Below are 20,260 nucleotides of genomic sequence, written 5' to 3' on the forward strand. Positions count from 1 at the left end.
GCAACAGATTCATCTTCTTCGACAGTTCACGACGCGGATGCCCGGCTGTCCGGACAACCGACGGCGCATCGCCAACGAGACACAGATTTCATGGAAACCAATATCCAAACCCCCGGAGACGCTGCCGGCGGTCTGCTGCGCGAACTTCACGTCAAAGTGCCGGCGGATCGGGTGGCGCAGGCGATCGACGAGCGCCTGCGCTCGATGGCGCATCGCGCCAAGATTCCGGGCTTCAGGCCGGGCAAGGCGCCGTTCAAAGTCATTCAGCAGCAATATGGACCCGGCGCTCGCGTGGACGCGGTCAGCGAGCTGGTGCAGCGCACGTTCCCCGAGGCGGTGATGAAGACCGGCGCACGCCCCGCCGGCCAGCCCAACATCAGCATCATCGCCGAGCAACCCGGTCAGGACCTGGAGTACACCGCCACCTTCGAGGTTTATCCCGAGGTGCAGTTGAGCGGTCTGGACACTTTGGAAATCGAGCAGCCGGTGGTCGAGGTGACCGAGGCCGACGTGGACCGACTGATCGAGAATCTGCGCAAGGGTCGTCGCAGTCTGGCCCCTGCCGGACGCGCCGCGGCGCCAGGCGACGTTGTCAAGGTCGACTTCGACGGCAGGCTGGACGGCGAGACCTTCGCTGGCGGTCAGGGCAAGGACGTGGAAATCGAACTGGGCACCGGGCAGTTCCTACCGGACCTGGAGAGCGGCATCGCGGGTCATGCGGTCGACGAAACCTTCGAAGTGCCGGTCAGTTTTCCGGAGGACTATCGCGCCGAGGCGCTGCGCGGAAAAGTCGCGCAGTTCAGCGTGACGGTCAAAGAGGTTCAGGCCGTGACCCTGCCGGAGTTGGACGATGCCGAATTCCTCAAGGCGCACAGTGTGGAGTCGCCCGACGCCCTGCGTGCCAAGGCGCGCGAAGCGCTGGAGAACGAGCGCGGCAAGGCCATCCAACGTCGTCAGAAAGCCCAGGTAATGGAGCAGCTGGCAACCCGGAACCCGCTCGAAGTGCCCAAGGCGCTGGTCGAATCCGAGATCCCGCAGTTGCGCCAGCAGGCGGCGGGTCGCATGAACATGCAGAACGTGCCGCCCGAAAAGCTGGCCGAGATGCTTCCTGCGCAGCTGTTCCAGGGCGCGGCGGCGCGCAAGGTGCAGCTTGGCCTGCTGCTGGGCGAGGTCGTCAAGCTCAAGCAGATCAAGCTCGACGACGCCCGCGTGGAGGCGGCCCTGGATTCGCTGGCCGCCGACTTCGAGCAGCCCGACCAGGTCAAGGCGTACTACTTGACCAAGCCGGAGATGATGACTGGCCTGCGTGCCATGGTGCTGGAAGACCAGGTGGTGGACGCTCTTCTGTCCGAAGCCCGCCGCACCGAGACCCCCATGAGCCTGGAACAGCTCTTGAATCCGAAGCCGGCGGCCTGACGACCTTCTCCGTTGTCCCCGGATCCACTCTTCGAGAACCGCTTCCATGACCGCCTTTCGCAGCCCAGCTTCCCAGCTCGTTCCCATGGTCGTCGAACAAACGGCGCGCGGCGAGCGAGCCTTCGACATCTATTCGCGCCTGCTCAAGGAGCGCGTGATCTTCATCGTTGGTCCGATCGAGGACCACATGGCCAATCTGGTGGTGGCGCAGTTGCTGTTCCTGGAATCGGAGAACCCGGACAAGGACATTCATCTGTACATCAATTCGCCGGGTGGGGTCATCACCTCCGGCCTGTCGATTTACGACACCATGCGCTTCATCAAGCCCGACGTCGCCACCATGTGCATCGGCCAGGCCGCCAGCATGGGGGCTTTCCTGCTGTCGGCCGGCGCCAAGGGCAAGCGCTTCTCGCTGCCGCATTCGCGCGTGATGATTCACCAGCCCTCCGGTGGCGCCCAGGGGCAGGCGACCGACATCGAGATTCAGGCCCGCGAAATCCTGTTTCTGCGCGAACGACTGAACAAGCTGATGGCCGAGCATACCGGTCAGCCGCTGGAGAAGATCGAGCGCGACGTCGAGCGCGACTACTTTATGAGCGCAGAGATGGCGAAGGACTATGGCTTGATCGATCAGATCATCGACAAGCGGGCCACCAGCCCGGTCGCGACCTGATTGCAGTGGTGGCTGATTTTGCGAATCTGCGAGCCGGTGATATACAAGCTCGAACGAGGTGCAACAAATTGGGCGGAGGACCCACTCGATGAGCGCTGATCCGCGCAGCGGTTCCCAGAACGGGCGAGTGCTGTATTGCTCGTTCTGCGGCAAGTCAGAACACGAGGTGCGCAAGCTCATCGCCGGACCTTCGGTGTACATCTGCGACGAATGCGTCGATTTGTGCAACGACATCATCCGTGAGGAAGTCCACGCCAAGCCGCAGACCAAGGGACTGCCCAAGCCGCAGGAAATTCGCGCGGTTCTGGACGAGTACGTCATCGGTCAGGATCAGGCCAAAAAGGTGCTGTCGGTCGCGGTCTACAACCATTACAAGCGCCTGTCGGTCAAGGGTGCACAGGACGGTGTGGAGCTGTCCAAGTCCAACATCCTGCTGATCGGCCCCACTGGTTCGGGCAAGACCCTCCTGGCCGAAACCCTGGCGCGCCTACTGGACGTGCCGTTCGCGATCGCCGATGCGACCACCCTGACCGAAGCCGGGTATGTTGGCGAGGACGTGGAGAACATCATCCAGCGGCTGCTGCAGAAGTGCGAGTACGACATCGAAAAGGCGCAACGCGGCATCGTCTATATCGACGAGATCGACAAGATCGCGCGCAAGTCGGAGAACCCGTCCATCACCCGCGATGTGTCTGGCGAAGGCGTGCAGCAAGCGCTGCTCAAGCTGATCGAAGGCACCATGGCGCAGGTACCGCCGCAGGGCGGGCGCAAGCATCCGCAGCAGGAGTTTCTTCAGGTCAACACCGCCGGCATCCTGTTCATCTGCGGTGGCGCATTCGCGGGTCTCGACCGCGTTATCCAGAATCGCACCGAGAAAGCCGGTATCGGCTTTTCGGCGGACGTCAAGTCGCCCACCGACTCGCAGCAGATCAACAAACTGCTGTCGCGCATCGAGCCGGATGATCTGGTGCGCTTTGGGCTGATCCCGGAATTCGTCGGCCGCCTGCCGGTGGCCGCGGTGCTGGAGGAACTGGACGAAGCGGCGCTGATGCAGATTCTGCGCGAGCCGAAAAATGCCTTGGTCAAACAGTACGCCAAGCTTTTCCAGATGGAAGGCGTGCAGCTCGAGTTTCGCGAGGATGCGCTGCACGCAGTGGCGCGCAAGGCCAAGGACCGCAAGACCGGGGCGCGTGGTCTGCGAACCATTCTCGAGAATATTCTGCTCGACGTGATGTACGACCTGCCTTCCATGCAGAACGTCAGCAAGGTGGTGATCGATGAAGCTGTGGTGCTGGGGGAGTCGAAGCCGTTTATCGTGTACGAGAACGTGGAGAACCGGCGCGAGGCCAAGAATTCGGCCTGACCGCCTATTGCGCTCAGCAGCGAAGGCCCCGCTCTGCGGGGCCTTTTTTGTTGCCTCTTGGTTGAATCCCGGGCAAAGAGCCGCATCTGCGATAATCAGGACTCGCGCCTAGCGAACCGGACAGGAAAATACCGTGGCCACTGCTCCAGAGAAGATGACTCCCATTCTGCCGCTGCGCGACGTGGTGGTTTACCCGCACATGGCGATTCCGCTCTTTGTCGGTCGGGAAAAATCCATCAAGGCACTGGCCGCCAGCATGCAGGACGACAAGCGCATCCTGCTGGTAGCGCAGCGCACCGCGGACACCGATGATCCGGGCTCCGGCGATCTGTATGCGGTGGGCACGTTGGCCAGCATCCTGCAGATGCTCAAGTTGCCCGACGGCACGGTAAAGGTCCTGGTGGAAGGCCAGCAGCGCGCCGCAGTGATGCGGGTGGACATGGCGGGTCCTTATGGCGTGGCGGAAGCCACCGCGCTGCCTGCAGACGAAGCCGGCGAGGGCAAGGAGATCGAGGCATTGACGCGCTCGACCCTGTCGTTGTTCGAGCAGTACGTGAAGCTCAACAAGAAGGTGCCGGCCGAACTGCTGCCCTCGCTGGCAAGCATGGACAACCCCGGACGTCTGGCCGATTCCATCGCTGCACACTTGAATCTGAAACTGGAAGACAAGCAGCAGGTGTTGGAAATTGCCGATCCCAAGGCACGCCTGGAGCATGTCTACGCGCAACTGGAAAGCGAGATCGACGTGCTGCAGATCGAGAAGAAGATCCGCGGTCGCGTCAAACAGCAGATGGAGAAGAACCAGCGCGAGTACTACCTCAACGAGCAGATGAAGGCGATCCAGAAGGAGCTCGGCGAAGGCGAGGAAGCACCCAACGAACAGGAAGAGTACGCCCGCAAGATCGTCAAGAGCGGCATGCCCAAGGAGGCCAAGGGCAAGGCACAGTCCGAGCTCAACAAGCTCAAGATGATGCCGCCGATGTCGGCCGAGGCCACGGTAGTGCGCAACTACCTCGACTGGCTCACCAATGTGCCGTGGAAGAAGGCGACCAAGGCGCACATCGATCTGGCTGCGGCGCAGAAGAAGCTGGACGAGGACCACTACGGGCTGGAGAAGATCAAGGAGCGCATCCTTGAGTATCTTGCGGTGCAGTCGCGAGTGAAGAAGCTCAAGGGGCCGATCCTGTGTCTGGTTGGCCCGCCGGGCGTCGGCAAGACTTCGCTAGGCCGCTCCATCGCCGAGGCGGTGAACCGCAAGTTCGTGCGCATGTCGCTGGGTGGCGTGCGCGATGAAGCCGAAATTCGCGGGCACCGGCGCACCTACATCGGCGCCATGCCAGGCAAGATCGTGCAGAACATGAGCAAGGTTGGCGTGCGCAATCCGCTGTTTCTGCTCGACGAGATCGACAAGATGTCGATGGATTTTCGTGGCGACCCGTCGTCGGCCCTGCTGGAAGTGCTGGATCCGGAACAGAACGTCAGCTTCAACGATCACTATCTGGACGTGGACTTCGATCTGTCCGACGTCATGTTCGTGGCGACGGCCAATACACTCAATATTCCGGGCCCCCTGCTGGATCGCATGGAAGTGATCCGTCTGCCGGGCTACACCGAGCCGGAGAAAATGGCCATCGCCAGTCAGTACCTGGTGCCCAAGCAACTCAAGAACAACGGGGTCAGACCCAGCGAACTGGAAATCAAGCCTGGTGCCCTGCAGGGGATCGTGCGGCACTACACCCGCGAGGCCGGCGTGCGCAACCTGGAGCGGGAGATCAGCAAGATCGCGCGCAAGGTGGTCAAGGAAATCCTGCTGCAGCCCGAGCGCAAATCGGTCACGGTGGATCAGGAGAACCTGGACCAGTATCTCGGCGTGCAGAAATTCCGCTTTGGTCGTGCCGAAGAAAAAAATCAGGTGGGGCAGGTCACCGGTCTGGCCTGGACTGAAGTGGGCGGCGAGCTGTTGTCGATCGAAACGGCGCTGGCGCCGGGCAAGGGCAAGCTCACCCAGACCGGTTCGCTCGGTAATGTCATGCAGGAGTCCATCCAGGCTGCGCTTACGGTCGTGCGCGCACGCGCCGCCACGCTGGGGATCGATCCGGAGTTTTATGCCACCAACGATCTGCACGTTCACGTTCCCGAAGGTGCCACGCCCAAGGACGGACCTTCGGCAGGCATCGCCATGGGAACCGCGCTGGTATCGGCGTTGACCGGCATCCCGGTACGTGCGGACGTGGCGATGACAGGCGAGATCACCTTGCGCGGGGAGGTGCTTCCCATCGGCGGGCTGAAGGAAAAGCTGCTTGCAGCCAGTCGCGGGGGTATCAAGACGGTGTTGATCCCTCAAGAAAACGTGAAAGATCTTGCGGACATCCCGCAGAACGTTAAAGACGAGCTGAAGATCGAACCTGTGCGCTGGATCGAGGACGTGCTGCGTCATGCGCTTGAACGTCTGCCCGAGCCGAGGCCGGCGGATCGGCCGGCGCCAGTGGGCACATCTGCCACCGAGGCGACGCGGCCGCACTGAAGTCTGTCCGGCGGCCTGCACAAAGCCTGTAGTGTTCAGGCTTTGAGGGCTGCTGCACAGGCTGCGAATTCGTTTGACGCTGTCGAGAGACGCTTGATATAAAGCCCGCGTTTGCAGGCTATTTGGCAAGCTGCCTGATTACTACCTGTAACCGAATCGCACTGTTTCCGCCACGTGCTGGGGAAGGCCGATTCGAGTTCTCCAGGGCCGTTTCATTTCCACGCTGCTTCACAATCGAGGGGATTCCTTTACATGAACAAATCTGAACTGATCGATGCGATCGCCGGTAAGGCTGACATTTCCAAGGCCGATGCCGGACGGGCGCTTGATGCCATGGTCGAGGTGATCGGCAAGGCGCTCAAGAAGAAGGACAAGGTGGCGTTGGTCGGCTTCGGTACTTTCATGGTTCGCGAACGTGCAGCACGCAAGGGCCGCAATCCCAAAACCGGCGCCGAGCTGAAAATCAAGGCGAGCAAAACGCCTGCGTTCAAGGCTGGCAAAGCACTCAAGGACGCGATAAAGTAGCGGACTCTGCAGGGCGCTGGGTATCGATCCCAAGCTTCGCAAAGGGTGCTTAGCTCAGTTGGTAGAGCGTCGCCCTTACAAGGCGAATGTCGGCGGTTCGAACCCGTCAGCACCCACCAGAAACAAGTGGAGCGGTAGTTCAGTTGGTTAGAATATCGGCCTGTCACGCCGAGGGTCGCGGGTTCGAGTCCCGTCCGCTCCGCCACTATCAGCGATAGACGTCTGGGGCACCGCAAGGTGCCTCAGTCGTTTCCAGCGATCGGAATACGCAAAGCCATGCTTCAGTCCATCCGCGATCGCCTGACCGGACCCATTGTCTGGTTTGTCGTCGGCCTTATCGCCATCCCGTTCGCATTCTGGGGCATCGACAGCTTCAACACCGGTGGCGGCGATCCGGTGCTGGTCGAAGTCGGCGACCAGGACATTACGCAGAACCAGTTTCGCCAAGCCTACGAGCAGCGCTACCAGCAATACCGATCGTTGCTCGGTGAAAACTTCCGCGCCGATCTTTTCGACGAAAACCAGTTTCGTCAGCTGACGCTTGACGACATGGTCCAGGAGTCTGCCCTGCGGCAGTTTGCGCGGGATTCCGGCTACCGGGCCACCGACGCGACCTTGCGCGACTACCTGGTAACCATTCCGGCGTTCCAGAAGGACGGCAAATTTTCCGCCGACGCCTATCGCGAACTTCTGGCGCGACAGAATCTTCCGGTGGACCGGTACGAGTCGCAATTGCGCGAATCGCTGGTGATCGACCAGTTGCGCGGCGCTGTGCAGGACACCAGCTTTGCAACTCCCGAAGATGCCTGGAACGCATTCCGCCTGCAGAAACAGACCCGCGATGTGGCCGTGGTCACCGTGCCGGCGAGTCGTTACGCCGACGATGTCGAGATCACCGACGCGGAGATGGCGGATTACTTCGAAGCCAATCGCGATCGGTTTCGCGCACCGGAGCGGGTCCGCCTTGCCTACGTAGAACTGGATCGCAACGATCTGCCGGAGGCCGAAGCGCCGGAGCAGGAGTTGCTGCAGGCGATCTACGATGCTGAGAAAGATGCGCGCTTTTCTTCATCCGAAGAACGCAAGGCGCGTCACATTCTGATCGGCTTCGACGCCGACAAGGATCGCGCGCGCGCGCAGGCCGAAAGTGCGTTGCAGAAGCTGCGCGACGGCGTGGCATTCGAGCAACTCGCGATCGAGCTTTCCGACGACCCGGGCTCCAAGGACAAAGGTGGCGACCTTGGCTGGATCCGTAAGGGCATGATGGTGCCGGCGTTCGAGCAGGCGTTGTTTGCCGCCACCGCGGGCGAACTCGTGGGCCCGGTGGAAACCGAATTCGGCTGGCACGTGATCCGGGTCGACGAGGTGCGGGCGGCGGACGTTCGCGCGTTCGACGATCCGGAGGTTCAGGCCGAACTGCTGGAGGTGTACCAGAATCGCGAACGCGAGGAGCGCTTCCAGGAGTTGTCCGAAAAGTTGGAACAGATGGCGTTCGAGAACACCACGCTTGAACCGGTAGCCGAAGCCATCGACGCCGAAATCCAGACCACCGACTGGTTCACCCGTGCCGGCGGCGCCGGAATCGCGGCCTCGCGCGACGTGTTGGCCGCAGCGTTCTCGCCGGAAGTTCTGGATGCCGGCGAGAACAGCCGGCCGATCGCCAACGGGCCGGACGCTCTGGTGGTGGTGCGCAAGGACGCATACGAGCCGGCGCGTCAGCAGGAACTGGCCGACGTACGCGACCAAGTTCGGGCCGCACTGGTGGAGCGTGCGGCCGCGCAAAAAGCGCGTGAGGTCGCCGATGCGGCGGCCGCCGATCTGCGTGCAGGCAAGTCCGCGGCAGAAGTGGCCGAGGCGCTGGACCTGAAGATCGATTTCGAAGGTCTGGCCGCGCGCGGTCAGGCGCAGCTCGATGGAGTTGTCGCGGACCATGTGTTCGCCCTGCCGCATCCCGAGTCCGCGGCGCGCGTGGAAACCGTGACCGATTCGCGTGGCGATCCGGTCGTGGTGGTCCTCAAGTCGGTCAATGAGCTGCCACGCGACACTGTCGAACCCGAGCTACTCGCGCAACAGCGCGTGCAGATCGGCGAGAGCATGGCGGGTGCCGAATTCGCTGCCTATCGCAAGGCGGTCGAGGAAGTGGTGTCGGTCAAGGTGCGTCGGACGCCCGACAGTGCCGCCGAGGCCGTGGAGCCCTAGCGTCATGAATTCCGCCCCCGCCCAGGATCAGCCAGCCGCGACGGGGGAAAAACGCAAGGCGCGATGGCGAGCCTTGCACTGGCAAATTGCCATCGCCCTGCTGGCCGCCGCCGCGTTCGGAGCGCTGCTGGGGCCCCAACCAGCGTTCGTCGCGGCCTGCGAGTTTGTTGGAACGTTGTTCCTCAACGCCTTGAAGATGCTCATCGTGCCGCTGATTCTGGCCTCGATGATCTCGGCGATGCTGGGGCTGGGCGATCAGGGCGTGCTGGGCAAGCTCGGGTTGCGCACCGCCACGTTTTTTGTGCTGACCACCGCTGTCTCGGTGCTGACCGGCCTGCTGCTGGTCAATCTGGTGGCTCCCGGGCTGGTCGATGGAGAAGCCGCCGGCGCCCAGTTGGGTTTGTCCGCAGACACCGATGACGTTATGGGCCGCATCGAAGATCGAGGCAGCGGCGATCTGCTGGCGGTGATCTTGCGCATGGTGCCGCCAAATCTGATCGCCGCTGCGGCCCAGGGCGAGATGCTGGCGCTGATCTTCTTCGGCATCCTGTTCGGATACTTCGCGTCGCGGCTGCCGGCCGCCAGGGCTGAGCAGCAGCGCGAGTTCTGGGGCGGTCTGTACGAAATCATGATTGCCATCACCGGCTGGGTGATGCGCTTTGCACCGCTGGGCGTCTTCGCCCTGGTCGCCAAGACCGTGGCAACCACCGGCTGGAGCGCGGTGGGGCCGTTGATGAAATTCTTTCTGGTGGTTCTGATCGGATTGCTGATCCAGCTCTTGGTGTGGCTACCGCTGATCCTCAGATTCGTCGCCGGGGTGTCGCCGCTGCGACATCTGCGAGTGACGGTGCCGGCGCTGCTGACGGCGTTCTCCACCAGCTCTTCGGCGGCAACCCTGCCGGTGAGCTTCGACTGCCTGCGCCGCGGGGCCGGGGTGTCGCCGCAGGTGTCGGGTTTCGTGCTGCCGCTGGGCTGCACGGTAAACATGAACGGCACCGCCCTGTATGAATGCGTAGCGGCGATGTTTATCGCCCAGGCTTACGGGCTGGAGATGTCCTTCGTCACCCAGGTGTTGGTGGTGGCGCTGGCGATCGTCACGTCTGTGGGTGTCGCCGGCATTCCATCTGCCAGCCTCGTGGCGATTGCGGTGATCCTCGGCACCATTGGCCTGCCGCTGGAAGGCGTGGGCCTGATCCTGGCGGTCGACCGGGTGCTGGATATGGCGCGCACCGCGATCAACGTCTACGGCGACACCGTTTGCGCCGTGGTGGTGGCGCGTTTCGAGGGCGAAGACGGCGTGCTGGGTGAGCCAGCCATCGCTCGCTTCAACAGGCCCGAGGCGGGTTAGCTCTTCAAGCGTCGTCGAAGCTCATGCCCATGATGTTGTAGCCGGCATCGACGTACAGGATTTCGCCGGTCACGCCCGCGGCGAGGTCGGAAGACAGGAACGCTGCCGCGTTGCCGACATCCTCGATGCTTACGTTGCGTTTCAGTGGCGATGCCTTGGCGGCGCGCGACAGCATGTCGCGAAAGCCGCTGATGCCGGCGGCGGCCAGCGTCTTGATCGGACCCGCGGAGATGCCGTTGACGCGAATGCCGAGTTCGCCGAGTTCTGCCGCCATGAAGCGCACGTTGGCTTCCAGACTCGCCTTGGCCGGACCCATGACGTTGTACATCGGCACTGCGCGCACCGCGCCCAGATAGGTCAACGTGAGCATGCTGGCATTGCGACCACTCATCAGCGGACGCGCCGCCTTGCCCATGGCCGCGAACGAATACGCGCTGATGTCGTGCGAGATGCGATAGCCCTCGCGGGTGACCGAGTCCAGGTACTTGCCCGCCAGTTGTTCGCGCGGGGCGAAGCCGATGGAGTGGACCATCACGTCCAATCCGCCCCACTGGGTTTTCAGCTCGGCAAACACCTCCTCGATCTGCCGATCCTCCGCGACGTCCAGCGGTAGCACGATCCTGGATCCGCACTCGGCCGCGAACTCCTCGACCCGGCGCTTGAGCCGTTCTCCCTGATAGGTGAAGGCCAGTTCCGCGCCTTCGCGCTTGAACGCTTCGGCGATGCCGGTGGCGATGGAGCGGTCGCTGGCGACGCCGGTGATCAACGCTTTCTTGCCGGCCATGAAACCCATGCGGGTAATCCTCTCGTCGTGCGGATGGGCGTGCAGTTTCCCACACGGAAACGGGGTCGTCAGGCCCCGTTTTCAAGATGTTGATGACGGCCCACCGGATACCGGCACCACCAGGTGTCAGGTGGGCAGGAACACGATCGGGTAGTTCGGATAGGTGTATTCCGGCACGTTCTTCGCCCCGAAATTGAGCAGCTTCACGCGCTGGATCACCTTGCGCTCCAGGTCTGGATCGCCCAGTTCGCTCGAGACCAGCTCGCACGCGGTGACGCTGCCATTGGGTGCAATGGTGAGCTTGACCACGACCTTGCCGCGCAGGTTGGGGTTGTCGCGCAGAGCACGGTTGAACATCGAGTAGAACGCCGCCTTGTTGCGGTCGAACACCAACTGGATTTCTTCCAGCGTGCGACCCGCCAGGCGGGCCTTGCCATCCTGTCCGGGCTTGGTCAGATCGGGTCCGACGCCCTTCGGGGCCTGCACCACGGTTGTGCGGCGCTGGCCGAGGCCCGCTCCGCTTTGCGTGCGGGGTGCGCGTGGCGCGGCGGTGCCGATGCCGCCGCTGCCACTGGCTGCGGAGGCGGCGATGGACGAGGAGTTGCCGCCGCCCGCACCGGCCTGGGCCGACACCACTTCGTCGCTCAAGGGGCGTGCGGCGTCCAGTCCGGACAGCGAGTTGTCGCGCAGCGAGGCCAGCTGGTCGGCCAGGGCGTTGATGCCGCTCTGCTGGGCCACCTCACGCGCGGCCTGTTCGCGCTGCTCCTGAGTCGGCTCCGGTTTGGGCTTGGGCGGCGCCTCGGTTTTCGGCGCAGGCGGCTGTTCGACCGGTTCGGGCTCCTCCACCGGTTCGGGCTCAGGTTCGGGATCCGGCTCGGGCTGTTCCTCTTCAGCCGGTTTGGGTTCTTCCAGCTGCTCGGCGATCTCGGCATCGGGAAGGATGTTGACGTACGTGGTATCCACGGTTTCGCCGCCACCTTCCTGCACGCCGACCAGTTTCAGGAACGGGATCAGGATCGCCAGAATCAGAAACGGGATGCCCAGCGCCAGGAGGGTTCGGCGGAAGCGCTGGTCAGCGCGTTCGCTGAATTCCCAGCCCTCGGTGGAGATGACGAACAGGCTCACTGTTCGCCTCCCTGCTTTTCGACCACGGCCAGGGAGATGCGCGCGAAACGCGTGTCGCTGGCGGTGGCCATCACCTTCTTGAGCACATGGAACGGGATGGCCTTGTCGGCCATGATGTTGACGTCGCCGCGGGTGATCTCGCCGGCACCGCCACCTTCGATCTGCATCAGGCTCTCTTCGTTGAGCCGGTACTTGAGATCGGGCAGCACCGAAGCGTTGGCCGCCGCCGCATCGGCGGTACGCATCACTTTCTCGTTGTCGACCAGGATGTCTTCGGTGGTGACCATGATCAGCACGGTTTGCTTCGGCTGGGTCTGGGCGATCGACTCCGGCAGGGTCAGCGCCTTGGGGCTCGGCAGAATCTGTACCACCAGCGCGTTGACCAGCAGGTACAACACCAGGATGGCGAAGATATCGATCAGCGAAACGACGTTGAGTTCACCCTCGCGCGCCTCGCGGCGGAGTTCGTGAACGATCTTGCGGGCGCGACGCGGTCCGATGTTCATGGCGCGGCGGCCCCGGAGGCGTCATCCAGCTTGCGTACTTCGCCGATCGACACCTGCGGGAACAGCTCCCCCGGCAGGCCCGCCGCACGGGCTTCGGCCGGCGTCAGGCGAATCACGTCCATGATCTTGACGACATCGTCGTAAATCACGTCGGCTTCCATGAGCAGGGTGATCGACTGTTCGCTGGGCTGCGCTTTCTTGACCTCCACCAGCAGATCGGACAGCGCCGCGAGGTTATAGCCAGCCGGAGTGCTGACGATGTTGCGTACCGCCCCGCGGGCATCGGAGATCTCGATGACGCCCTTGCGCACGGTGGCGGTAAGACGCATCTCGGCGGAGTCCTCGCTCACGGTGCGATCGGGCGAGGGCAGGTTGAGATCGATCACATTCAAACGTGCCGCCGCCAGCGATGCGCTGGCGAGCAAAAAAAACACCAGCACGGCGAACACGTCGATCAACGGGACGATATTCAGGCGCACGGTACGTGCCCCGAACTTGTGCTCCCGCTGCATCCTGCGGACGCGACGCGACATCTTCATGGCTTGGGTCCGGGTCTGAAGGTCCTGGGTGGCGATCTGCTCGGCTGGGGCGAACGGCCGCGATCAGACGCTGCGCCGGGTGCGACCGCACACGATGCTGACGAACTTGGCGCACACCGCTTCCAGTCCGTCCACCAGCGCGGTGGTGCGACTCTGCAGGTAGGCGTGAAGGATCAGGCTGGGGATCGCCACCATCAGGCCGAAGGCGGTGCAGTGCATGGCCTCGGAGATACCCTCGGACAGCAGATCCGCCTTGGTCGCCGGATCGGCACTGCCCAACGCGGAGAATGCGGTGATCAGGCCGACCACGGTGCCCAACAGGCCCAGCAGCACCGACAGATTCGAGAACGTAGCCAGGTAATGGGTGCGCTTCTCGATGGCGGGCAGCACTTCCATCAGGCCCTCTTCGGTAGCGACTTCGACTTCGCTACGCTTGTTCTCGGCCCGCGATTGCGCGATGCCGTTGGCCAGGATGCGGCCGATGGCCGTGTCGGAATCCGTCACCATGCGCTCGGACTGCTCCAGATCGCCGCGCACCAGCACCGGCTGCACTTCGTTCCACAGCACGCGGTTTTCCTTTTCGACGCGCCCCAGGAATATCCAGCGTTCAAGCGCGATGGCCAGTGCCAGTACCAGCACCACGGCAATCGGATACATGAACAGCCCGCCGAGCTGGAAGAAATTGACGATGGCGGAAAAGATGTCCATGGGTGTCCTCGGTGGAAGATCGAATGATTGAAAGTGAAGAAACGGGTGAGCCGCAGCTCAGGGGTTAGCGGGTAGTGCCGGCGCCGACCGGCCGGGCTGCCTGCGTCCGGTCTCGGTCAAGGCTTTGTGGTATTCGATCTGGCGGGCGAACACCTCGCGATCAATGGGCGACATATCCACCTGCAACAGTCGGGCCGGGCGGTCGATGTCCTGCTCCGAATACGCGTCCCGCCACGGCGTGATGTAGAGGCCGATGGGCGATTCGCGTTCGCCGACGATAGTGGTTCCGCCATCCTCGCGAAGATCTTCGCGATCAGCGGGCGACAAGGCCGGTTGTTCGGCGGTTACATCTTCATTCTGGGCCCAGGTCGGTGCCGACAGGCCCAGAATCGCGATCAGCCAGACGATCTGGCGCAGGCGGAATGTCGGTTTCACTTGACCTCCTCTTCGGCTGGCATCGCCGCCGGCTTCGCAGCCAGGCTGGCCTCAATCTCGCCGATCCACGGCAGCACGCGCAGATCTTCGCCGTTGGTGACGCGCAGGTATTCGCGGTAATGCACCAGCGCCTGTTCGGGTTGCCCCAAGTGGTCTTCGTACAACAGGCCCAGGTTGAGATGCGCCGCCGCGTAGTCGGGATTGACGCTCAGGGCCTTTTCATAGGCCTGGCGCGCGCGTTCGAAGTCGCCGGCCTGACGATTGAGGACGCCCAGCCAGTTGAACGCCGAGGCGTTGTCCGGATTGGCGGTGGCAGCGCGGGTGAAGGCAGCGACGGCGGCGTCGCGGCGGTTGGACTGGGCATACAGGATGCCGAGATTGGTCTGGGGGCCGGAGAATTCGGGGAAATCTTCGGCAAGCGCCGTAAAGGCAGCCTCGGCCTCGGTGGTCTGGCGCGTGCGCATCAGCTCCAGGGCCTGGGCGAAACGTGCTTCCGGGTCGCCCAGGTCCGCCACGGGCTCGGCGGTCTCGGTGCCAGGAGCAACCGCTTCGCCCGGGCGGTCAGGCTGCGCCTGCCGGCTGGCGCAGCCGCTGAGCAGGCTCGCGGCGAGCAGCAAGGACGCCACATGACGCCAGGCGGACGACTCAGCGCAGCGATTCATAGATGTCCTCGCTCTGTTCGCGCTTGGCGTAACGGCCCGGCACCATCTGCACCAGCGATGCTGCGCTGGCCTTGACCCATTCGTCGTAGCGGCCTTGCAGCACGCGCTTGAGATTGGATTCGTGGGCCTGGATGGCGCGCTCCTCGAACGGGAAGGCCTGCTCTTCCAGCAGCAGTTCGTACTGTTCCAGTTCCAGGTCCTGCAGATTGGGCGGTCGCTGCGATTCCATCAGCGATTTTCCGAAATCCTGGTACAGCACACCGATTTCGTATGTGGCAGCCGTAGTGGAATCGGCAAAGCCGTACGCCGCGGTCTGGTTGAGCGCCGCGATCGCGGCTTCCATCGCAGTTTTCTTGCTTGCCAGCGTCTGTTCCAGCGGCAAGGTCAGGCGGATGCGTTTGGCGTCGGCAGCACTCATGCGACCGAGTTCCAGGCTCGAACTGGCGGCCAGCGTGCGAGTGGCGTCGCTGCGCTCGGTGCCGGCGCTCTGGTCGGCGCGCACGATGTCACGGTGCCAGAATATCTCGTTCTCGCGATCGCCGCGGGACTTGGCCAGTTCCACCAGGCGCGTGCGCGCTTCCATGGAGCGCTCCAGCGGTCGCGGATAACTGCTGACGTACGCCGTGTAGGTGCGCGCGGTATCCACCGGTTGCCCGGCTTGGTCGAACAGTTTGGCCGCCTGCCAGGCCGCCTCGCGGCGGATGTCCGGCGCCTCGCCATTGCGCCCGGCAATACGCTCGAACACCGCGGCCGCCTGCGCCGGCTTGCCATCGGACTCGTAGGCCAGAGCCAGATTCTTGTCGACGTCCGATTCCAGCGGATGCGCGGGGAAGCGGCTGCGGAAAGACTCCAGAACCTGTGTGGCGGCAGGCCAGTCCTCCAGCTCGATCAGGCTGGTGGCGGCGTCGTAGTCGGCATTGGCGCGGATCTTCGAGGTGGGCGTAACCTGGCCCACGCGCAGGAAGTCATCCACCGCCTTGCGCAGATCGTTGCTGGCGCGCGCCGCCTCGCCTTGTTTGTAGATGCTGGCGGCCAGCTGCTCGGTGATCTCCGCGCGCTCCGGCGCCTGCGGCGCGGTCAGCGCCAGCTCTTCGGTGAACGCGGTCTCCGCAGCAGGAAAATCTTCCAGCGAGAACTGCGCATTGGCGGTGACGCTCCAGGCGCTGCGACGCAGTTCCGGCGCGGCCGGCGTTTCACTCTGCAGCACGCGACCGGCGACGGCGACGGATTCGTCGAGCGACTTCATCTCGAACAGGTCCTGCGCAGACTGGGTCAGCACCGTGAGCTTGGACGCGTGCTCCGGGAAGCTGTCGGCGAGCCGTATGCCCGAATCCACCGCCTCGCGCAGCGCGGCGGGACGCTGGTCGGGGGCGACTTCACGCGCGTGCTTCTGATACGCCTGATAGGCCGCCAGTGCGGCCTCTTGCGACTGTGCATGCGGCTCGTACTTGTAAGCCGTCTCGGTGTATTCCTGTGCCGCCTCCAGCGTGCGGCCACCGTCGAGCAGCGCGTCGCCGAGCAGGAAGTTGACTTCCGCCACCGCCGGGTCCTGCGGATAGATGTCCAGGATTCTGCGATACCAGCCGGCAGCGACCAGGAACAGATTCTGGCGGTTGGCCTTGTCTGCCTGCGCCTGCGCGTGGTTGAACTTGGCCAGATCTTCCAGGTGCCCGCGCAGCGCTGTCAGCACTTCCTGGCTGGGCGGCTTGCCAGCCCAGTAAGGGGCGTCGGGATCGTAGGTGGTGGCGTAGCGTTCTTTTTCGCGAATCACCAGCTCGCCGAAGCCGCCGGCGGTGTAAGACTCGATCACGCGCGACTGGAAGGTTGGTGCCAGCGCATGCGTCGGATAGCGCTGCGTAAACGCAGTGAACGCCTCGGCCGAATCGGTGTAGCGCTGCTTTTCGAGCAGCATGGCACCGAGCGCGTTGTAGACCAGCGGGTAGAAGCGCGGGTCGCCGTCCTTGGCAAATTTTTCGTTGACCGCGATGCCGCCGCCCAGCGCGGCAAACGACAGCGACACCACACGCAGGGAGTCGCGTGCCAGGTCGGTCTTGCCGCGCGACACACCTTCTATGGCCTCATCCACTTCCAGCGGCACCGGCTCGGGCAGTTCGCGATCCAGGATGTCGAAGAACGTGGCGATCGCGGCGTCGAACTTGGACTGGCGGTATTGCGACCATCCCATCATGTACTGCGCAGGTTCGAAGAACGGCGTGCGGTCCTCGTAACCCATGACGGTGGCGTACTCGGCTTCGGACTCTGCATACCGGTCCAGTCGATACAGCAGATCGGCGCGCCGAAAATGACCGTCGCCGCTTAACGGCGAGTCCGGGAAGTCGGTCGTCAGACGCTGCAAGGTGGCAATCGCCGCATCGCTGTCACCGCTGTTCTGCTGTGCGCGTGCCAGCTGGTAGAGCACGCGGTCGTTCTTGGCGTCCTGCGGACGGTCCTTCAGCAGCGCCTGGTAGGTATCGATGGCTTCCCGCAGCTGTTGCGGACTGTCTTCTGCGGTGCCGCCCTGCAGATCATCGCGTTGCACCTGGAGGTCGGCCAGACGGCGCTGGGCCTCGGCGCGGGTCTCTTCGTCCGGCGCCATTTCCAGCAGCTTGCGGTAGTTGTTCAGCGCCTTGTCGGGGTCCGGGGCCACCGGCTCCGACTCGATCACCGGCAAGCGTTCTTCCTCGTTCTTGATCTTTTCCTTGACCAGGGTGCGGATCGACGGGGACGGTGCCTCGCCGCCGCTGCTGGCGCAGCCGACCAGATAGGCCGCCAGGCAGGTCGCGCCGAAGGTCAGGACAATGCGGGACGACCCTGCCATCACTTGACCTCGTACTCTTCCGGAGACGCCGCGTCGGTCGCCGCTGCGGGCTCGGCAGATTGCAGCTGCTCTGCCAGCGGCTTGTTCTTGTCGACTTCGAACTCGCCGCGGATCAGTTGCGGCTCGCGAATGGGGTTGCCCTCTTCGTCGAGTTCGAACTCGTCCTGGTCCGGCTCTGGCAGCGCGCCGTCGTAGATACGCGCCAGGGCAAAACGGGTCTCCACCAGGTACTTGTCGATCTGGCGCTTCTGCGCGTTGAGCTCTTCCAGTGCCAGTGCCTGCAGCCGCTTGGCGCTGGCGCGCGCGGCGGCGTCCAGCGCGGGCAACAGGCTTTCGCTGCGCGTCTTGACCCGCTGTACGCGCTCGAACGGGCCGTCGAACCTGACCGGCACCGCGCTGAGTTTCAACGGTGGCAGCTTGGGCCGGTTGAACGACGGCCGTGCCAGAAACTGTCCCGGTGCCGACAGCTGGGTGGCCTCATCCAGTTCCAACTGCAGGTCGCGGTAGGGCAGCTTCCAGTTCTGTTTGGCGCGCGCGAACTGGACGGTGGGTTCCACCGTGGGACGCTGCCCGCCCCGAAAGGCCACGTCGACCCGCTGGATGCCGGTCTGCCAGCCCTTGACGTTCTTGAGCAGCAGACGCACGTCGCGATAATTCTTGAGCGTCTCGGCGTAGCGATGCTCAGCGATCAGGGTCTGCAGGAAATAGGTTTCCTCGGCGTCCGGCAGATCGCGCAGCTCCCACATCCAGCCGGCTTCGGAGTCGGCATCTCGCGCCAGCATGGTCTCGACCATGCGACCGCCGCGCAGCGAGTTCATCGCATCCATGGTGCGCTTGCGCGCAGCGTCCAGACGCTCGGCGGCCTGTTCGTAGTAGGTCAGTGCCTGCGTGTGTGCGCCCAGGCGGTCAAGTGCGAAAGGCACGGCCAGCCAGGCTTCCTGCACCGCCGGATCCTGCGGGTTGCGGTCGATCACCTCCGACCAGATGGCGATGGCGCGGCGCAGCCCCTCGTCTTCTTCATCGGCCACACCGGCGCGGCGGAAACTGCGGATGCCGGCCCGCTCGTAAGGGTCCTCCAGGTAGCCGCGCCGCAGCAGCCCCCCCAGCGCGGAGAAGGTGCCGAACGGATCGTTGAGATCGCGCAAGGCCCGGTCTTCACTCAACTCCGAACGGGTCTGGCGGCGACCGCGCGGTGCCAGCTCGGCCCAGCCCAGCCCGAGCAAGGCTCGATTGGAATACGGACCTTCGCTGCGCACGCGTCCCAGCACCGGCTTGGCCGATCCGCCAAGCTGGTTCTGCAGGAAGTGCCAGCCCAGGGTGACGTTGGCCTTGTCGCGCAGCGCACGCGTGTTCTCGTCGTTCCCAAGCTGCCGGCCGACGCGATCCAGCGCGGTACGGCCCTCGTCGAGACGCCCATCGCTGATCAGTGCCACACCCAGGTTGTAGCGCAGGTAGGCGGTGCGCAGATCGTCGCCGAGCTGGTCTTCGAGGACTTCGATGGCTTCGTTGTAGCGGCCCAGCGACAGCAGTACGCGGGAATACAGGTCCTGCCAATCGAGCTCCAGCTCGCGCGGCAGTTTCTCGCGTGCGCGCAGCAGGCTGGCGCGCGCCTGATCGAAATAGCCGCGCTCGTACTCGAACTCCGCCAGGCGCATGCGCGCGCGGCCGATCTCCAGCGGATCGCTGGCGGTGGCGGCGACGGTGCGGTAGATGTGCTCGGCGCGGTCGCGCATGCCGAACGACAGGTAGTAGTCGGCCAGCGACTCCCAGTAGTCGCGCCCGGCCTCGAAGGTTTCGTCGGGGCCGCGCTGCAACTTGAGCAGTTCGGTGACGGCGGAAAAATAGCGCTGGTCTTCGCCCAGGAAGCGCGCACTGCGGATACTGGGGTCCTCGGCCGAGCCCGTGAAATAGGTTTGCGCTGCCGCGACGGACAGCGTCCAGGCCGACAGCGCGGCGGCCGCAAGGGTCAGCGCACAGCGTTTCATCACTCCACTGCCTTCCATTGCCGAAGCCGGACATCGGGCTCGTTCCTGCGCGCGCCGGCAACGATCTGCACTTCCACCTCGGCCGGCTCGATGCCTTTCTCGAAGGTGCCGACGAACTCGCCGGCAACCGCGACCGGTTCTTTCTTCTCTTCCACGAACTGGCCGGCGAAGACCACCTTGATGCCGTGGTTGCCGCGTTCCACGTTCAGGCGAGCCAGGCGTTGCAGCGCATCGGTTGCCAGCAGCGCGCGCGCATCGCGATCATCGTAGCGGTACACGATGGGCGCTCCGTTATCCACACTCAGGCTGACTTCCTGCAACAGCAGGTTCGGCAACCGCGTGCTCACGTACACCGACAGCCGCGTCTCGGGGGGATACAGGTGGGTTTCCTCCGCGAGCTGCGCGTCGCGGTTGAGCTCGATGACCTCGTCCTTGAGCGCCTGGATCGCCAGGTCAAGCTCGATGGCGCCCTCGTCCGGCGAGGCCGGCCCGACCGCCAGCGCGTGACCGGCAAAAGCCAGGGTCAGGACGCAGGCGGTCACGGGTCTGAAGGCCCGCAGGCCACAGAGAGAAGGCATCAGAGGAGGAGGTGAGCCAAGCAAGGCCGGCGAGTTTAACAAATGATTTACACGGTAGAAGTGCGGCCCGCG

General features: G+C 63.9%; 17 protein-coding genes and 2 tRNA genes. 9 read left to right on the forward strand and 10 right to left on the reverse strand.

From position 1 onward, the window contains the following. Positions 1-90: 90 nt before the first annotated feature. The 9 genes from tig (at position 91) to ACOOHP_RS03380 (ending at position 10,048) form a co-directional block, all read left to right on the forward strand. A complete protein-coding gene (gene tig / locus ACOOHP_RS03340) occupies positions 91-1,416 on the forward strand; it encodes a trigger factor (RefSeq protein ID WP_420465040.1) in 1,326 nt (441 codons plus the stop codon). Positions 1,417-1,462: 46 nt separating this feature from the next. After that, positions 1,463-2,089, forward strand: coding sequence for an ATP-dependent Clp endopeptidase proteolytic subunit ClpP (clpP, locus tag ACOOHP_RS03345; RefSeq protein ID WP_420465041.1), 627 nt, complete (start codon positions 1,463-1,465; stop codon positions 2,087-2,089). A gap of 88 nt (positions 2,090-2,177) precedes the next feature. Then, positions 2,178-3,452: an ATP-dependent Clp protease ATP-binding subunit ClpX gene (gene clpX, locus ACOOHP_RS03350; protein ID WP_420465042.1), complete on the forward strand. Its 1,275-nt coding sequence runs from the start codon at positions 2,178-2,180 to the stop codon at positions 3,450-3,452. 154 nt (positions 3,453-3,606) lie between these two features. Further along, the gene (gene lon, locus ACOOHP_RS03355) at positions 3,607-5,976 is read left to right on the forward strand and encodes an endopeptidase La (RefSeq protein WP_420466941.1); all 2,370 of its coding nucleotides are present in this window, start codon (positions 3,607-3,609) and stop codon (positions 5,974-5,976) included. A gap of 174 nt (positions 5,977-6,150) precedes the next feature. Next, positions 6,151-6,501 carry an HU family DNA-binding protein gene (locus ACOOHP_RS03360; RefSeq protein ID WP_420465043.1) on the forward strand — a complete coding sequence of 117 codons (351 nt, stop codon included), beginning with the start codon at positions 6,151-6,153 and terminating at the stop codon, positions 6,499-6,501. Positions 6,502-6,544: 43 nt separating this feature from the next. After that, a tRNA-Val gene (locus ACOOHP_RS03365) sits at positions 6,545-6,620 on the forward strand. 9 nt (positions 6,621-6,629) lie between these two features. Further along, positions 6,630-6,706, forward strand: a tRNA-Asp gene (locus ACOOHP_RS03370). A 71-nt stretch (positions 6,707-6,777) separates the two neighbouring features. Further along, positions 6,778-8,700 carry a SurA N-terminal domain-containing protein gene (locus tag ACOOHP_RS03375; RefSeq protein ID WP_420465044.1) on the forward strand — a complete coding sequence of 641 codons (1,923 nt, stop codon included), beginning with the start codon at positions 6,778-6,780 and terminating at the stop codon, positions 8,698-8,700. Between the two features lie 4 nt (positions 8,701-8,704). Then, positions 8,705-10,048, forward strand: a complete 1,344-nt coding sequence (locus tag ACOOHP_RS03380) for a dicarboxylate/amino acid:cation symporter (RefSeq protein ID WP_420465045.1) — start codon at positions 8,705-8,707, stop codon at positions 10,046-10,048. Positions 10,049-10,052: 4 nt separating this feature from the next. On the opposite strand, the gene ACOOHP_RS03385 is transcribed toward ACOOHP_RS03380, so the two are convergent. The 10 genes from ACOOHP_RS03385 to ACOOHP_RS03430 all read right to left on the reverse strand — a co-directional run bounded on the left by ACOOHP_RS03385 (position 10,053) and on the right by ACOOHP_RS03430 (position 20,152). Further along, the gene (locus ACOOHP_RS03385) at positions 10,053-10,841 is read right to left on the reverse strand and encodes an enoyl-ACP reductase FabI (protein WP_420465046.1); all 789 of its coding nucleotides are present in this window, start codon (positions 10,839-10,841) and stop codon (positions 10,053-10,055) included. Between the two features lie 117 nt (positions 10,842-10,958). Continuing rightward, positions 10,959-11,957 carry a TonB family protein gene (locus ACOOHP_RS03390; protein WP_420465047.1) on the reverse strand — a complete coding sequence of 333 codons (999 nt, stop codon included), beginning with the start codon at positions 11,955-11,957 and terminating at the stop codon, positions 10,959-10,961. Beyond that, entirely contained in the window at positions 11,954-12,463 is a 510-nt protein-coding gene (locus tag ACOOHP_RS03395) for an ExbD/TolR family protein (RefSeq protein WP_420465048.1), read from the reverse strand. Before ACOOHP_RS03395 ends, ACOOHP_RS03390 begins: the two co-directional genes overlap by 4 nt. Then, entirely contained in the window at positions 12,460-13,002 is a 543-nt protein-coding gene (locus ACOOHP_RS03400; protein WP_420465049.1) for an ExbD/TolR family protein, read from the reverse strand. Before ACOOHP_RS03400 ends, ACOOHP_RS03395 begins: the two co-directional genes overlap by 4 nt. A gap of 63 nt (positions 13,003-13,065) precedes the next feature. Continuing rightward, positions 13,066-13,710 carry a MotA/TolQ/ExbB proton channel family protein gene (locus tag ACOOHP_RS03405; RefSeq protein WP_420465050.1) on the reverse strand — a complete coding sequence of 215 codons (645 nt, stop codon included), beginning with the start codon at positions 13,708-13,710 and terminating at the stop codon, positions 13,066-13,068. 57 nt (positions 13,711-13,767) lie between these two features. Then, positions 13,768-14,145 carry a hypothetical protein gene (locus ACOOHP_RS03410; protein ID WP_420465051.1) on the reverse strand — a complete coding sequence of 126 codons (378 nt, stop codon included), beginning with the start codon at positions 14,143-14,145 and terminating at the stop codon, positions 13,768-13,770. Continuing rightward, positions 14,142-14,807 (reverse strand): tetratricopeptide repeat protein, encoded by a 666-nt coding sequence (locus ACOOHP_RS03415; protein ID WP_420465052.1) that lies wholly within the window; start codon positions 14,805-14,807, stop codon positions 14,142-14,144. Before ACOOHP_RS03415 ends, ACOOHP_RS03410 begins: the two co-directional genes overlap by 4 nt. Further along, on the reverse strand, positions 14,791-17,625 hold the full coding sequence (locus ACOOHP_RS03420) for a tetratricopeptide repeat protein (RefSeq protein WP_420465053.1): 2,835 nt from the start codon (positions 17,623-17,625) through the stop codon (positions 14,791-14,793). The genes ACOOHP_RS03415 and ACOOHP_RS03420 overlap by 17 nt, the downstream gene beginning before the upstream one ends. Then, positions 17,625-19,610: a tetratricopeptide repeat protein gene (locus ACOOHP_RS03425; RefSeq protein ID WP_420465054.1), complete on the reverse strand. Its 1,986-nt coding sequence runs from the start codon at positions 19,608-19,610 to the stop codon at positions 17,625-17,627. The genes ACOOHP_RS03420 and ACOOHP_RS03425 overlap by 1 nt, the downstream gene beginning before the upstream one ends. Beyond that, entirely contained in the window at positions 19,610-20,152 is a 543-nt protein-coding gene (locus ACOOHP_RS03430) for a hypothetical protein (RefSeq protein WP_420465055.1), read from the reverse strand. The genes ACOOHP_RS03425 and ACOOHP_RS03430 overlap by 1 nt, the downstream gene beginning before the upstream one ends. Positions 20,153-20,260 lie beyond the last annotated feature (108 nt).

It is taken from the genome of Panacagrimonas sp. (assembly GCF_965216805.1).
GTDB lineage: Bacteria > Pseudomonadota > Gammaproteobacteria > Nevskiales > Nevskiaceae > Panacagrimonas.

Coding starts and splice junctions, on each gene's coding strand:
- tig (WP_420465040.1), top strand. CDS start 91: ATGGAAACCAATATCCAAACCCCCGGAGACGCTGCCGGCGGTCTGCTG.
- clpP (WP_420465041.1), top strand. CDS start 1,463: ATGACCGCCTTTCGCAGCCCAGCTTCCCAGCTCGTTCCCATGGTCGTC.
- clpX (WP_420465042.1), top strand. CDS start 2,178: ATGAGCGCTGATCCGCGCAGCGGTTCCCAGAACGGGCGAGTGCTGTAT.
- lon (WP_420466941.1), top strand. CDS start 3,607: ATGACTCCCATTCTGCCGCTGCGCGACGTGGTGGTTTACCCGCACATG.
- ACOOHP_RS03375 (WP_420465044.1), top strand. CDS start 6,778: ATGCTTCAGTCCATCCGCGATCGCCTGACCGGACCCATTGTCTGGTTT.
- ACOOHP_RS03380 (WP_420465045.1), top strand. CDS start 8,705: ATGAATTCCGCCCCCGCCCAGGATCAGCCAGCCGCGACGGGGGAAAAA.
- ACOOHP_RS03385 (WP_420465046.1), bottom strand. CDS start 10,841: ATGGGTTTCATGGCCGGCAAGAAAGCGTTGATCACCGGCGTCGCCAGC.
- ACOOHP_RS03395 (WP_420465048.1), bottom strand. CDS start 12,463: ATGAACATCGGACCGCGTCGCGCCCGCAAGATCGTTCACGAACTCCGC.
- ACOOHP_RS03400 (WP_420465049.1), bottom strand. CDS start 13,002: ATGAAGATGTCGCGTCGCGTCCGCAGGATGCAGCGGGAGCACAAGTTC.
- ACOOHP_RS03405 (WP_420465050.1), bottom strand. CDS start 13,710: ATGGACATCTTTTCCGCCATCGTCAATTTCTTCCAGCTCGGCGGGCTG.
- ACOOHP_RS03415 (WP_420465052.1), bottom strand. CDS start 14,807: ATGAATCGCTGCGCTGAGTCGTCCGCCTGGCGTCATGTGGCGTCCTTG.
- ACOOHP_RS03420 (WP_420465053.1), bottom strand. CDS start 17,625: ATGGCAGGGTCGTCCCGCATTGTCCTGACCTTCGGCGCGACCTGCCTG.
- ACOOHP_RS03425 (WP_420465054.1), bottom strand. CDS start 19,610: ATGAAACGCTGTGCGCTGACCCTTGCGGCCGCCGCGCTGTCGGCCTGG.